This is a genomic window from Saccharothrix sp. DSM 118769 (assembly GCF_052936295.1).
Map to the genome: position 1 here is coordinate 8,058,615 of NZ_CP193627.1, position 12,796 is coordinate 8,071,410.

Here is a 12,796-nt window from a genome sequence, read left to right on the forward strand (position 1 = left end):
GTACTGTGGACCGCCGTGCCCGAAGACGGTCAGACCGTGCCTGAACACGGTTGCGGAGGGGGACCCCTAGCGAGATGACGAAGAGCTTTGCCGACGATCGGCTACGCGAGGCAACAGCTCGTATTCGTCGTTTCCTGGAGCACGACCGACCGGACACCCCCTGCCTGGTCATCGACCTGCCGACGGTCCGCGACCGGTTCGCCGCGATCCGCGTGGCCCTGCCGCGGGTGGCGGTCTTCTACGCGGTGAAGGCGAACCCCGCGCCCGAGGTGGTCGAACTGCTGGCCGCCGAGGGCTCGTGCTTCGACGTCGCCAGCCCCGCCGAGATCGACCTGTGCCTGGCGCGGGGCGCCGCGCCGTCGGCGATCTCGTACAGCAACCCGATCAAGAAGGCCCGTGACGTCGCGTACGCGTTCGGTCGCGGGGTGCGGTTGTTCGTCTCGGACAGCGAGCAGGACGTGCGGGCGATCGCCGAGCACGCGCCGGGCTCGTCGGTGCTGCTGCGCATCGTGGTGGAGAGCCGCGGCTCGACCTACCCGTTCGGCAAGAAGTTCGGCTGCGCGCCGGAGATGGCCGCCGACCTGCTGCGGCTGGCCGCCGAGCTGGGGCTGACGCCGCTGGGCGTGGCGTTCCACGCCGGGTCGCAGCAGCTCGACCCGACCGGCTGGGACGGCGCGATCGCCGACGCCGCCGGGGTCGTGCTCGAGCTGCGCGCCGAGGGCCTGCCGGTGACGACGCTGAACCTGGGCGGCGGCCTGCCCGCCGGGTACCTGGAGCAGCCGCCGCCGCTCGCCGAGTACGGCGCGGCCATCACCGACGCGATCAGCCGGCACTTCGGCGACTTCGAGCCGAGCGTCATGGTCGAGCCCGGCCGCGCGGTGGTCGCCGAGTCGGGGCTGATCCGCTCCGAGGTCGTGCTGGTGGCGAAGAAGTCCTATTCGGACGAACAGCGCTGGGTGTTCCTCGACGTCGGCCGCTACGGCGGCCTCGCGGAGACCGAGGGCGAGGCCATCGCCTACCCGCTGGTCACGTCGAAGGACGGCGGCCCCACGGGTCCGGTGGTCATCGCCGGGCCGACGTGCGACGCCGACGACGTGCTGTACCAGCACACCGTCTACCAGCTGCCGCTGGACCTGCGCGCGGGCGACCACGTCGACCTGCTCGGCGCGGGCGCCTACACGGCCAGCTACTCCTCGGTGGCCTTCAACGGCTTCCCGCCGCTGGCCACCCACTGCGTGCGGTGAGCACGCCCCCGTACCGCTCCACCCCTCCTGAAGATGTTTGGAGTGATTGATGTCCGGACTCCCGTGCGAACCCGAGCCGGTTGGCTTGTTCGCAGGACAGCACGTGCTCGCCGAGTTGGAAGGCGTGAGCCCGGAACTGCTCGACGACGAGCAGTTCCTCAAGCACGCGCTCGGTGAAGCGCTCACCCAGGCTGACGCCACGGTGTTGGAGGTGGTCTCCAAGCAGTTCGAGCCGCAAGGGGTCACCGTGCTGGCCCTGTTGTCGGAGTCGCACGCGTCCATCCACACGTACCCCGAGGTGGGGGCCGTGTTCGTGGACGTGTTCACCTGCGGCACGCGCGCCAAACCCGCGCTCGCGGTGCAGCTCCTGGCGGAAGCGCTCGGTGCTGTGTCCGCACGGACGGACATGATCAGCCGGGGTCACCGCGTCCCCGCGCTCGTCGGTGAGGAGAAGTCGTGACCGGGGAACCCGTCAACACCGAGGTGATCCGCGAGCCGCTGGCGGCCGGGATGACCAGGCACTGGGACGTCGACGAGGTCGTGGTCGACGCGAAGACCGAGTTCCAGCACCTGGTGATCGCCCGCACCGCGCAGGGGTTGTCGCTGTTCTGCGACGACGACCGGCAGAGCACCGAGTTCAGCCAGCTGACCTACCACGAGGCGCTGATGGTCCCGGCGCTGCTGCTGGCCGACCGCGTCGACCGGGTGCTGGTCATCGGGTCGAGCGAGGGCGTGGTGTGCCGGATGGCGGTGGCCGCCGGCGCGTCGGTGGTCGACCACATCGACATCGACGAGCAGGCCGTGAAGCTGTGCGCCGAGCACCTGCCGTACGGCTACACGACCGACGAGCTGGCCGCCGCCGAACGGGGCGAGGGTCCCGTGCGGGTGCGCTACATCGACGGCTACGAGTACATCCGCACCACCTCCGAGCGCTACGACATCGTCCTGGTGGACCTGCCGGACGAGCGCGAGGAGGAGGCGCAGCACAACCGCCTGTACGGCGCGGAGTTCCTGGCCATGTGCAAGGCGCTGCTCACGCCGGGCGGCGTCGTGGTGTCCCAGGCGGGCTGCCAGACGATGTGGCGCAACACCACCCTGATCCGCATGTGGGAGCGGTTCAACGAGGTGTTCGGCACGGTCGCGTACTACGGCTCGGACGAGCACGAGTGGGCGTACCTGTTCGGGCGCGCCGACGAGGTGGCCGACCCGACCGCGCTGATGGTCGAGCGGCTGCCGGCGTGCGGCTACCAGCCGGAGTCGATCGACGACCTGGCCCTGGTGGGCAACTCCATCCCGCCCTACCGGGTGCGCAACTCCGTGGCCTGAGCGCCACGACGAGGGGGCCGTCCCGCGTGCGGGACGGCCCCCTCCGCCGTTCTCCGGGGCCGGCCCCGGTCAGGCGAGCGCGGTGCGCAGGAAGTCGACCTGGAGCAGCAGCAGGTTCTCCGCGACCTGCTCCTGCGGGGTCATGTGGGTCACGCCCGACAGCGGCAGCACGGTGTGCGGCCGGCCCGCGGCGAGCAGCGCGCTGGACAGCCGCAGGGTGTGCGCGGCGACCACGTTGTCGTCGGCCAGGCCGTGCACGATCATCAGCGGGCGCTCCAGCTTCGCGGCGTCCGCGATGAGCGAGTTGGCCTCGTACACCTCGGGCCGCTCGTCCGGGTGACCCAGGTAGCGCTCGGTGTAGTGGGTGTCGTACAGGGCCCAGTCGGTGACCGGCGCGCCCGCGATGCCCGCGTGGAAGACGTCCGGGCGGCGCAGCACGGCCAGCGCCGCCAGGTAGCCGCCGTAGGACCAGCCGCGGATGGCCACCCGGGTCAGGTCCAGGTCGGGGTGGTCGGCGGCGACCGCGTGCAGGGCGTCCACCTGGTCGTCGAGGGTGGCGCCGGCGAAGTCGAACGCGATGGCGCGCTCCCACCCCGGTCCCCGGCCCGGGGTGCCCCGGCCGTCCACGACGAGCACGGCGAAGCCCTGGTCGGCCAGCCACTGCGAGGTCAGGTAGGCGTTGCGGGCGGCGACGACGCGCTGGGCGTGCGGCCCGCCGTACGGGTCGAGCAGCACCGGCAGCTTCGTGCCCGGCACGTGGTCGCGCGGGAACAGCAGCGCGGCGCGCAGGTCGCGCTCGCCGGCGGTCAGCAGCGTGACGCGCGGGGTGAGGACGGGCCGCTCGGCGTGGTTGGCGATCCCGTGGCCGGTCGACGCGGTCACCTTCACGCCGAAGTGGTCCAGGCCCGACGAGGTCAGCAGCAGCACGCCGCCGCCGCGCACCGCGCCGTGCACGCCGTCCTCGGCGGACAGCCGCGTGGGACCGTTCCCGTCCACCAGGAACACGTGCGTCCGCGTCGGGTCGTCGGTGGAGGCGGTGACGAGCACGCCGTCCGCTCCCACGTCCAGCACGGAGCGCACCTGGAAGCCGTCCGGCGTCCACGGCCGGTCGCCGACGACCAGCCGGTTCGCGCCGTCCACCGGCAGCACGCGCAGCAGCTCGCCGTCCGGCGTCCAGCGCGGCGAGCCGGGCACCAGCTCCAGCCAGTGCGGGTCGACGTCGTCGGCCAGCACCTCGGTGGCGCCGGTGTCCGGGTCCACCGCGAGCACCCGCACGCGGCGCTGGTCGCGGGTCTGGACCTGCACCAGCGGCCGGCCGTGGGAGGACCACACCGCCGTGGTCAGGTACGGGAACGCCTCGCGGTCCCACTCGACGTCGACCCGCCCGTCGCGGTCCGCGCCGAGGACCGACAGCGTGACGGTGGCGTTGGGCGTGCCGGCCGCCGGGTAGGCGATTTCGGTGGCCGGGGTGGCGGGGTTGGCCGGGTCGGCGATGTACCAGCGGCGCACCGGGGCGTTGTCGACGCGGGCGGCCAGCACGCGCGCGCCGTCCGGGGAGAACCAGTAGCCGCGGTAGCGGTGCATCTCCTCGGCCGCGATGAACTCGGCCAGGCCCCAGGTGACCTCGTCGCCGTCCGGCGCGGCGGCGACCCGGTCCGCGCCGGTGCCCAGGTCCACGACGTGCAGCGCGCCGTCGGCGACGTACCCGACGCGGCGGCCGGTCGGGTCCAGGCGGGGGTCGACGACCGGGCCCGCGGCGGGCAGCTCGCGCACCGCGCCGGTGGCCAGCTCGACCACGAACAGCCGCCCGGACAGCGCGAACACCGCCTGCCGCACGTCCGCGTCCGTCGAGTAGCCCACGATGCCCGCGGCCTGCTCCCGGGTGCGCTCGCGGCGGGCCCGCTCCTCCGGCGACAGGTCCTCGGGGTCGGTCAGCAGGGTCGCCGGGTCGACCAGCAGCGCCTCGGTCCCGGTCGCCGTGTCGAACGCCCACAGGCCGTTCGCCCGGCCCGTCGCCGAGGCGGTGCGGAGGAAGTACGCGGTCGAGCCGTCGGGCGCGACGGTGAACGTCCGGGGTGCCCCGAGGGTGAACCGCTGGGTGCGCGCGTGCTGGCGCGGGAAGGAGGTCTCGTTGCCCACCCGGACACCCTATGTCCCCCGTGACCGCGGCCGGGTGCTGTCCGCAGTCCTGCGCCCCCTCGTACCTACGATCGAATGGTTCTCGGACCGGGGGCACCGACCCGCTCCTACAGTGGTCGTCGTGGACGACGCGCTGGTCGCGCAGAACCGGACGATCGTGCTGGTCGACGTGGAGGGCTTCGGCGACCGGCGGCGCACCAACCCGAGCCAGGTGGCGGTGCGCGCCGGGCTCTACTCCGCGCTGCGGCGGGCGTTCGCCGAGGCGGGTCTCCCGTGGGAGCTGTGCGACGTGGAGGACCGGGGCGACGGCGCGTTCGTCCTCGTGCCGCGGGACGTGCCGAAGTCCCTCGTCGCCGAGCGCCTGCCGGCGGCCCTGGCGCGCGCTCTCGTCGCGCACAACGCCGGCCGGCCCGCGCGCGAGCGGATCAGGCTGCGGCTCGCGCTGCACGCGGGCGAGGTGCACCGCGACGGGCACGGCTGCACGTCGGTCGCGGTGAACCACGCGTTCCGCCTGCTCGACGCCCGACCGCTCAAGGAGGCCCTGGCCGGCTCCCCCGGCGTGCTCGCCCTGATCACGTCGGACTGGTTCTACGAGGAGGTCGTGCGGCAGAGCGACGTGCTCGACGCCGCCACGTTCCGCCCGGTGCGGGTGGTGGTGAAGGAGACCGCCGCCGGGGCGTGGGTCGCGCTGCCCGACCACCCGTTCCCGCGGGCCGCGCCCGGGTCGCGGCGCACGCGGCGCCGGGGCGCGCTCGTCGCGGCGTGCGCGGTGCTGCTGTCGGTGCTGCCCGCCGCCGCCGACACCGCGGCCGACACCGCCGCCGCGCCGGCCGTCGAGGTTGTGGGCGTCGGGGAACCCGTCGCGGGGGCCGCCGAGCACCTGGCGCACCTGGTGAACTCGGCGAGCGGGAAGTGCTTGTCCCGCAACGGTCCCCTCAGCAACCCGGGCGACTCGGAACGGGTCGGGCAGCCCGTCTACCAGTGGTCGTGCGCCGGGTCGCACGACCTCGGGCACGTCGTCGTGCTCACCCCGGTCGGCGCGGCGGGCTGGCTGGTGCGCAGCAGCGCGCGGGCCGACCTGTGCCTGACCGCCGACGGCAGCCCCGGCGTGGAGCAGCGCTACCAGGTGTGCGACCCCGGCGACGACCGCGCGGTGTGGCGGCTGCGGCCGGTGCGCGGCAGGCCGGCGGGGCACGTCGTGGTCGAGAACGCCAACACCGGCGGGTGCCTGTCGCACCAGGGCGGCGACCCGGAGGTGCACGTCCAGGTGTTCCAGCGGGCGTGCCGTCCCCTGGCCGACGCGGACGTCGGGTGGTCGGTGGTCCCCTACGCGCTGCCCGGTCGGGTGGGGTGCGCCGCGGGTCCGGTGCACGGCCGGCTGGTCGACCACGAGACCGGCGCCCGGGCCGTCGACGTGTCGCTCACCCCCGTCGGCCCGTCCGCGCACGGGTGCGTCGTCACCGTCGGCGGACCGGGCGCGACGTGCCTGGGCGCGACCGGCGACCCGCGCCCGACCGACGCGGCGTGGGGGCCGTGCCACCGGGGACCCGGCGGGCGGTGGGTCGTGCGGCGGGCGGGCGAGGAGGGCGGCCGGACGTGGTCGTGGCTGCACCCGGCCGGCGACCTGAGCCGGTGCCTCACCGCGGTGGGCGACGCGGTGGCGGTGCGGCCGTGCGGCGGGGACTGGCTCCAGCAGTGGCACGTCGGCTAGTCGACCCACCCGGTGCGGCGGTCCTCGGCGACCCCTGTCTTGGCGCGGCTCCCGGCGCGGAGGTGAACCGACGCCGTGACGGGGCCGTAATCGTCGTTGGAGCGATTGACGGACCGAGGAGGAGTTGAGTGTGATCCGACGAAACCGCGTCGCCATCGCCGTAGCCGGTGGAATGGCGGCCGTGCTCGCACTGGTCATGTGGACGTCCAACACCACCGTGCTCCAGGGCACGAACGTCGCGCAGACCGAGCAGGTGGGCGTCGCGGCCCAGGGCGACTACGGCGACGTCCAGAAGCCCTTGGCCCCTCCGACCAGCGAGGAGTCCGCGCCCGCCGAGGAGGGACCCGCAGAGGAGGAGCCCGCCGCGGGCGCCCCGGAGGGTCAGGCCGCGCCCGCGCCGTCGGGTCCCCGGGTCAGCCTGGTGGGCAAGAGCGTGCCCAAGATGGGCGACGTCGTGCAGGACGGCGACGGCCGCACGCTGTACCGGTTCGACAAGGACACCGCGAAGCCCGCGAAGTCCAACTGCGAGGACCAGTGCGCGGTGACGTGGCCGCCGCTGCTGTCCAACGGCGACGCGCCCGCGTTGCAGGGCGTCGACCCGGCGCTCGTGTCGACGGTCGAGCGCGCCGACGGTTCGAAGCAGGTCACCCTCGACGGCTGGCCGCTCTACACCTACGCGAAGGACGAGGCCCCGGGCCAGTGGAAGGGCCAGGGCGTGGGCGGCACCTGGTTCGTGGTGCAGCCCAACGGGAAGCGCAACGTCGAGTGCCTCCCGCCGGGGGTGACCGCTCCCGGCGTGTGACCCGGAGGTCCACTGCGGAACGCCCTGATCCCCCGGCCCGGGGTTGGCCGGGGGATCAGGGCGTGGTGCAGCGGTCCTCAGAGGACGCGCGCGGCCTCGTCGAAGTCCAGGCGCGGGTTGCGGGGCCGGTAGCCGGACTCGTCGGCGTGGCCGATGTTGACGACCACCAGCGGCTGCTGCGCCGTGCCGGCCAGGAACTCCGCGCGCACGCCCTCGGCGTCGAACCCGCTCATCGGGCCCGCGGCGAGGCCGGCGGCGCGCACGCCCACGATGAAGTAGCCGACCTGGAGCAGGGCGTTGGTGCGGGCCATCCCGGCGCGGGCGGTGTCGTCGGCGAACGCCTGCCGGGCGTTGGGGAAGTGCGGGAACGTCTTCGCCATGTGCTCGGGGAAGTCGGCGTCGGCGCTCAGCACGGCCACCACGGGCGCGGTGCGCGTCTTCTCGCGGTTGCCCTCGGCCATGTGCGGGGCCAGGCGTTCCTTGGCCTCCTCCGAGCGCAGGAACAGCACCCGCAGCGGCTGGCTGTTCATCGCCGTCGGACCCCACTTGACCAGCTCGTGGACCTGGCGCAGCTGCTCGTCGGTCACCGGCTCGGCGGTGAACGCGTTGGCCGTGCGGGCCTCGCGGAACAGCAGGTCCTGGGCGTCGGCGGACAGCGCGAGGGAGTCGAGGGTCGCGGTCATGGGTCCTTCTTCCGGTTGTCCCGTGCGTCGTGCACACGGGACAACCGGTTGAAGGCTCAACTTATTTCAGGCGGTGGCCGCGCTCACAGGCTCGGGTAGAGCGGGTGCTTGGCCGCCAGCACCTCGACGCGCGACCGCAGGTCCGCCAGGTCGGGCGACGGCTGGAGCGCGGCGGCGATGATCTCGGCCACCTCGGCGAAGTCCGCCGCGCCGAAGCCGCGGGTGGCCAGCGCGGGCGTGCCGACGCGCAGGCCGGAGGTCACCATCGGCGGGCGCGGGTCGTTCGGCACCGCGTTGCGGTTGACCGTGATGCCCACCTCGTGCAGCCGGTCCTCGGCCTGCTTGCCGTCCAGCTCGGACGCCACCAGGTCGACCAGCACCAGGTGCACGTCGGTGCCGCCGGTGAGCACCTTCACGCCCGCCGCCGCCGCGTCGGGCCGCGACAGGCGCTCGGCGAGGATCTTCGCGCCCTCGACGGTGCGCCGCTGCCGGTCGGCGAACTCGGGCGACGCGGCGTGCTTGAACGCCACCGCCTTGCCCGCGATCACGTGCTCCAGCGGACCGCCCTGCTGACCGGGGAACACCGCCGAGTTGATCTTCTTGGCGAGGTCGGCCTCGTTGGTCAGGATCACGCCGCCGCGCGGGCCGCCGAGCGTCTTGTGCGTGGTCGTCGTCACGACGTGCGCGTGCGGCACCGGGCTCGGGTGCAGGCCCGCCGCCACCAGGCCGGCGAAGTGCGCCATGTCGACCATCAGGTACGCGCCCACCGAGTCGGCGATGCGGCGGAACTCGGCGAAGTCCAGCTGCCGCGGGTAGGCCGACCAGCCCGCCACGATCAGCTTCGGCTTCGCCTCCTGCGCCAGCCGCTCGACCTCGGCCATGTCGACCCGGCCGTCGGCCTCCGACACGTGGTAGGGCACGACGTTGTAGAGCTTGCCGGAGAAGTTGATCCGCATGCCGTGCGTCAGGTGCCCGCCGTGCGCCAGGTCCAGGCCCAGGATCGTGTCGCCCGGCTGGAGCAGGGCGAACATCGCGCACGCGTTGGCCTGCGCGCCCGAGTGCGGCTGCACGTTGGCGAAGCCCGCCCCGAACAGCCCCTTGACCCGCTCGATCGCCAGCCGCTCGATGACGTCGACGTTCTCGCAGCCGCCGTAGTAGCGCCGGCCGGGGTAGCCCTCGGCGTACTTGTTCGTCAGCACCGAGCCCTGCGCCTGGAGCACCGACACCGGCGTGAAGTTCTCCGAGGCGATCATCTCCAGCGTGCTCTGCTGCCGGTGCAGCTCGGCGGCGACGGCGTCCGCGACCTCCGGGTCGAACTCCGCGAGGGAGGTGTTGAAGTGCTCGGACATGGGATCTCTCTCCTAGTCAGCTCGGGCGGTCAGCTCGGGCGCTTGTAGAACGGCAGCGCGACGACCTCGACGGGCTCGCGCTTGCCGCGGACGTCGACGGACAGCTCGGTGCCGGGCTCGGCGTGCCCCTCGGCCACGTAGGCCATGGCCACCGAGTAGCCCAGGGTCGGCGACAGCGCGCCGCTGGTCACCTCGCCGATCGGGGTGCCCCCCGCGTCCAGCACGGGGTAGCCGTGCCGGGGGGCGCGGCGGGAGGTGGTCTTCAGGCCGACGAGGACCTGGCGCACGCCCTCGGCCGCGGTGGCGGCCAGGGCGTCGCGGCCGACGAAGTCGCCCGGCTTGTCGAGCTTCACCACGCGGCCCAGGTTGGCGTGGAACGGGGTGCGGTCCCGGCCCAGCTCGTTGCCGTACAGCGGCATCCCGGCCTCCAGGCGCAGGGTGTCGCGGCAGCCGAGCCCGGCGGGCCTGAGGTCGTGCTCCCGGCCGGCCTCCAGCAGCGCCCGCCACACGTGCGCGGCGTCGTCCGGGGCGGTGAACAGCTCGAAGCCGTCCTCGCCGGTGTAGCCGGTGCGGGCGAGCAGCACGGGCCTGCCCGCCACCTCGGTCGGGTAGGAGGCGTAGTACTTCACCCCGGCCAGGTCGGTCGGGGTGAGGCCGGCCAGGATCTCGGTGGACCGCGGCCCCTGCACGGCGAGCAGCGCGTAGTCGGTGGAGCGGTCCTCGACGGTGGTGTCGAAGCCCTTCGCCCGCTCGACCAGCGCCTCGAACACGACGGCCGCGTTGGACGCGTTGGCCACGACCAGGTACTCCTGGTCACCCGTGCGGTAGACGATCAGGTCGTCGACGACGCCGCCGTCGGCCTCGCAGATCATCGTGTACCGGGCGCGTCCCACGCCGATCGCCGACGCGTGGCCGACCAGGGCGTGGTCCAGCGCGGCGCCCGCACCCGGCCCGGTCAGCACGATCTCGCCCATGTGCGTCAGGTCGAACAGGCCCGCCGAGGTGCGCACCGCGCGGTGCTCGGCCAGCTCGCTGTCGTAGCGCAGCGGCATCCGCCAGCCCGCGAAGTCGGTGAACAGTGCGCCCAGGGCCTCGTGCTCGGCGTGCAGGGGCGTGCGTCGGCTTTCCATCAGGCGGGGTCCTCCCAGGGTGCGGGCATGCCGGTAGCGCCGACCGGTCGGGTCGGCGGGCACGGGTGAAGGGTGACACGGTCCATCGGAGACTCCTCGTCGAAGAAGCCTCCCCCTCTGTCATGAGCCTGAGAGCTTCGCCGCTGCCGGTGAGCGGCTTGCACCGTGGGCGAGGCGCACCGGGTGCGCCTGCTTTCCAGAGTTGCCTTCGTCGGGCGGTAGCTGTGCCTGAGAGATTCCGGGGAGGAGTTGCTCCTTCGGCGCCCCGACTGGTGGGGACTCTCCCGCGCGACATCGACGGCCGTGTTCAGTTGGTACCGCCAGACGCTAGATGTGCCTGGTGGCCGGGGTCAACCCGCCGCGTCACAGGGCTTTCTCGGCCCGGACGCTCTCCACGACCTTGCGCTCGGCGTAGAACGACACGAACGGGACGGTGCCGGCCAGCAGGACGAGCACCGTGGCCTTGATCGACCAGCGCGCCTTGAGGGCGAGGTCGACGGTGAGCACCAGGTAGATGGCGTAGAGGAAGCCGTGGACGGGGCCGACGACCCTCATCATGGTCTCGGTGCCGCCCGCGTACTTGGCGATCATGGCGACCACGAGCAGCAGCAGGCCGACGCCGACCACGTAAGCCATGAACCGGAACCTGGTCAACGCGCCGCTCATCGCCCTACCCTCACCTCACCGCTGGTCCCGCGCGTGGAGCTGGGCGAGCATGCGGTTGTAGGCCGCCAACTCGTCGTCCTCGTCGTCGCGCGCGGGTGTTCCGACGGGGTCAACGGTAACGACCGGCGCCGGCGGCTCGGCCACCGGCTCCCGGGTACCCCCGTCGGGGGTGACCTCGGTCTCCCCGGCGGTCCCCTCGGCCCGGCGCTGGGCGTCCAGCCTGCGGATGCGCCACACCATGAACGCCGGGAACAGGCCGAACAGGGGCCACTGGAACACGTAGCCGAGGTTCTGGAACGTGCCGCCCGCCTGGGAGAAGCGCTCCCACTGCCAGTAGGCGAGACCGCAGCACACGACCAGCGCGGCCACGCAGACAGCGGCGATGGCGACGCGCTTGGGGGTGATGAGGCCGTGCACACCTCAAGGGTACTTCGCGGGAGCTGAGAGCCCCCTCGGGCCGGGGCTCCCCACGCGGGAGCCCGCCCCTCACGGGCGTTGGGCCCCTCGACCTCAGGAGCCCGCCCGACTCTTCGTCGATCCGGACTAGGCGACGCCGTCCCGGCGTTGCCTCTGCAACCTGGCCACGCACCAGGCTGCCGCACTGCCCCGACGCAGGTGCTGGAGCACCGTCATCGGGCCGAGACGACGACCGAGGTCGGCGGGCGTGAGCCCGGCCGCCCGGTAGTCCAGAGCGCGCTGGTCCAACGGGCTGATGCCCGCGTCCCACCACAGCTCCGCCTCCGACAGGTCACCCACCAGCTGCCAGTAGCTGGCGGCGGCGGCGAGCAGGGGTTCGGGCACCTCGGGCGCCCTCTTCCGCATCGCCGCCACGTAGGCGGGGTCCGCGGACTCGACCCTCATCAGGCCGCGGTTCCCGCCGTTCGCCCGCTGCACCGGGATCCCCGGGGACGGCGGGGCTTCCGCGAGCCACGCGTCCTTGATCCGGTTCACCTCCTGCAGCTCGGCGTCGTCCGAGCGCTCAGCCGCCCACTGCCGCAGCAGCTCGTCGACTCCCGAGTCCTCGACCATTCTGCCTCCTCGTCGGTCGAAGATCAGCCAATGCAGCGCACCGTATTAGCGGGTACCGACAACCGCTAGACCCTGGTTTGCCAAAAACCCTGTTACCAGCGCGTTATAGCCCTCATTCCACCCGTACGGTGCAACGTCGAGGAGTCAAAGTCACCGTGGGTGACCGCATTGAGCGGAGCCGCGGCGGGGTGCGCTAGGCGAAGAGGCTGCGGACGAAGGTGATGATCGACTCGGCGCCCGACTGGAGCCAGCCGAGGGCGGTCTTCACCGCGTCGGCCGATTCGTTGGGCTGGGTGACGAGCAGGAACAGCACCAGCGCGACCGCCGCCAGCGTCACCACCTTCTTGACGTTCACTGATCGGTCTCCGTCCGTTCACGAGGCAGGGGCCGACGGACGCCGTGCCCGTCGCGTCACCCGACATGCTCCACCATTCACCCGGACGATGAACGCGCAACCCTCCGACGTCCCCCGACTGGGGGTAGCGGCGCCCACGCAACCACGCCTGGGCAGTGGCCACTGTCACCTGATCGGACTATCAAGGGGACCAGTGGTCCCGCCGATCACCTAGTTACGGGCACTCGCCCACCCCCCTGGCACGGACACCGAGGTCGAGCGACACCGTCACACCCGCACAGCACATCACCTGATTGCGCCGAAGCACGCACCGAGCGTGACAAAGGCCGATGTCGGCCGCCGGCAATTCCCAGCACCTCTTC

General features: G+C 73.0%; 13 protein-coding genes and 2 riboswitches. Of the genes, 5 read left to right on the top strand and 8 right to left on the bottom strand.

Annotation, left to right across the window (positions count from 1 at the left end; genetic code table 11):
- The first annotated feature begins 74 nt into the window (after positions 1 to 74).
- From ACRAKJ_RS33915 to ACRAKJ_RS33925, 3 genes are read left to right on the top strand one after another with little or no spacing between them, the layout of a single operon-like run.
- Positions 75 to 1,244: a type III PLP-dependent enzyme gene (locus tag ACRAKJ_RS33915; protein WP_438919141.1), complete on the top strand. Its 1,170-nt coding sequence runs from the start codon at positions 75 to 77 to the stop codon at positions 1,242 to 1,244.
- Positions 1,245 to 1,293: 49 nt separating this feature from the next.
- Positions 1,294 to 1,704, top strand: a complete 411-nt coding sequence (gene speD / locus ACRAKJ_RS33920) for an adenosylmethionine decarboxylase (RefSeq protein ID WP_438919140.1) — start codon at positions 1,294 to 1,296, stop codon at positions 1,702 to 1,704.
- A gap of 50 nt (positions 1,705 to 1,754) precedes the next feature.
- Positions 1,755 to 2,570 (top strand): spermine/spermidine synthase domain-containing protein, encoded by an 816-nt coding sequence (locus ACRAKJ_RS33925; protein ID WP_438919193.1) that lies wholly within the window; start codon positions 1,755 to 1,757, stop codon positions 2,568 to 2,570.
- 69 nt (positions 2,571 to 2,639) lie between these two features.
- Here ACRAKJ_RS33925 and ACRAKJ_RS33930 read toward each other — a convergent pair whose 3' ends face one another.
- A complete protein-coding gene (locus ACRAKJ_RS33930) occupies positions 2,640 to 4,709 on the bottom strand; it encodes a prolyl oligopeptidase family serine peptidase (RefSeq protein WP_438919139.1) in 2,070 nt (689 codons plus the stop codon).
- A 121-nt stretch (positions 4,710 to 4,830) separates the two neighbouring features.
- Here ACRAKJ_RS33930 and ACRAKJ_RS33935 point away from each other — a divergent pair, with 121 nt between their 5' ends.
- Both ACRAKJ_RS33935 and ACRAKJ_RS33940 read left to right on the top strand, forming a co-directional pair.
- Positions 4,831 to 6,420: a ricin-type beta-trefoil lectin domain protein gene (locus ACRAKJ_RS33935; protein WP_438919138.1), complete on the top strand. Its 1,590-nt coding sequence runs from the start codon at positions 4,831 to 4,833 to the stop codon at positions 6,418 to 6,420.
- A 130-nt stretch (positions 6,421 to 6,550) separates the two neighbouring features.
- Positions 6,551 to 7,222: a COG4315 family predicted lipoprotein gene (locus ACRAKJ_RS33940; protein WP_438919137.1), complete on the top strand. Its 672-nt coding sequence runs from the start codon at positions 6,551 to 6,553 to the stop codon at positions 7,220 to 7,222.
- A 77-nt stretch (positions 7,223 to 7,299) separates the two neighbouring features.
- Here ACRAKJ_RS33940 and ACRAKJ_RS33945 read toward each other — a convergent pair whose 3' ends face one another.
- From ACRAKJ_RS33945 to ACRAKJ_RS33975, 7 genes are all read right to left on the bottom strand, one after another.
- Entirely contained in the window at positions 7,300 to 7,905 is a 606-nt protein-coding gene (locus ACRAKJ_RS33945; RefSeq protein ID WP_438919136.1) for a malonic semialdehyde reductase, read from the bottom strand.
- 83 nt (positions 7,906 to 7,988) lie between these two features.
- Positions 7,989 to 9,254 (bottom strand): serine hydroxymethyltransferase, encoded by a 1,266-nt coding sequence (gene glyA, locus ACRAKJ_RS33950; RefSeq protein WP_438919135.1) that lies wholly within the window; start codon positions 9,252 to 9,254, stop codon positions 7,989 to 7,991.
- 29 nt (positions 9,255 to 9,283) lie between these two features.
- Positions 9,284 to 10,384 carry a glycine cleavage system aminomethyltransferase GcvT gene (gcvT, locus tag ACRAKJ_RS33955; protein ID WP_438919134.1) on the bottom strand — a complete coding sequence of 367 codons (1,101 nt, stop codon included), beginning with the start codon at positions 10,382 to 10,384 and terminating at the stop codon, positions 9,284 to 9,286.
- 110 nt (positions 10,385 to 10,494) lie between these two features.
- Positions 10,495 to 10,589, bottom strand: a riboswitch (glycine riboswitch).
- Position 10,590: 1 nt separating this feature from the next.
- Positions 10,591 to 10,681: riboswitch (glycine riboswitch) on the bottom strand.
- A gap of 66 nt (positions 10,682 to 10,747) precedes the next feature.
- Complete coding sequence (locus tag ACRAKJ_RS33960; protein WP_438919133.1) at positions 10,748 to 11,050, bottom strand: DUF3817 domain-containing protein; 303 nt, start codon at positions 11,048 to 11,050, stop codon at positions 10,748 to 10,750.
- A gap of 15 nt (positions 11,051 to 11,065) precedes the next feature.
- A complete protein-coding gene (locus ACRAKJ_RS33965) occupies positions 11,066 to 11,467 on the bottom strand; it encodes a hypothetical protein (RefSeq protein ID WP_438919132.1) in 402 nt (133 codons plus the stop codon).
- Between the two features lie 126 nt (positions 11,468 to 11,593).
- Complete coding sequence (locus ACRAKJ_RS33970; protein ID WP_438919131.1) at positions 11,594 to 12,079, bottom strand: helix-turn-helix transcriptional regulator; 486 nt, start codon at positions 12,077 to 12,079, stop codon at positions 11,594 to 11,596.
- Positions 12,080 to 12,272: 193 nt separating this feature from the next.
- Positions 12,273 to 12,434, bottom strand: coding sequence for a hypothetical protein (locus ACRAKJ_RS33975; RefSeq protein ID WP_306749839.1), 162 nt, complete (start codon positions 12,432 to 12,434; stop codon positions 12,273 to 12,275).
- Between the last annotated feature and the right edge of the window lie 362 nt (positions 12,435 to 12,796).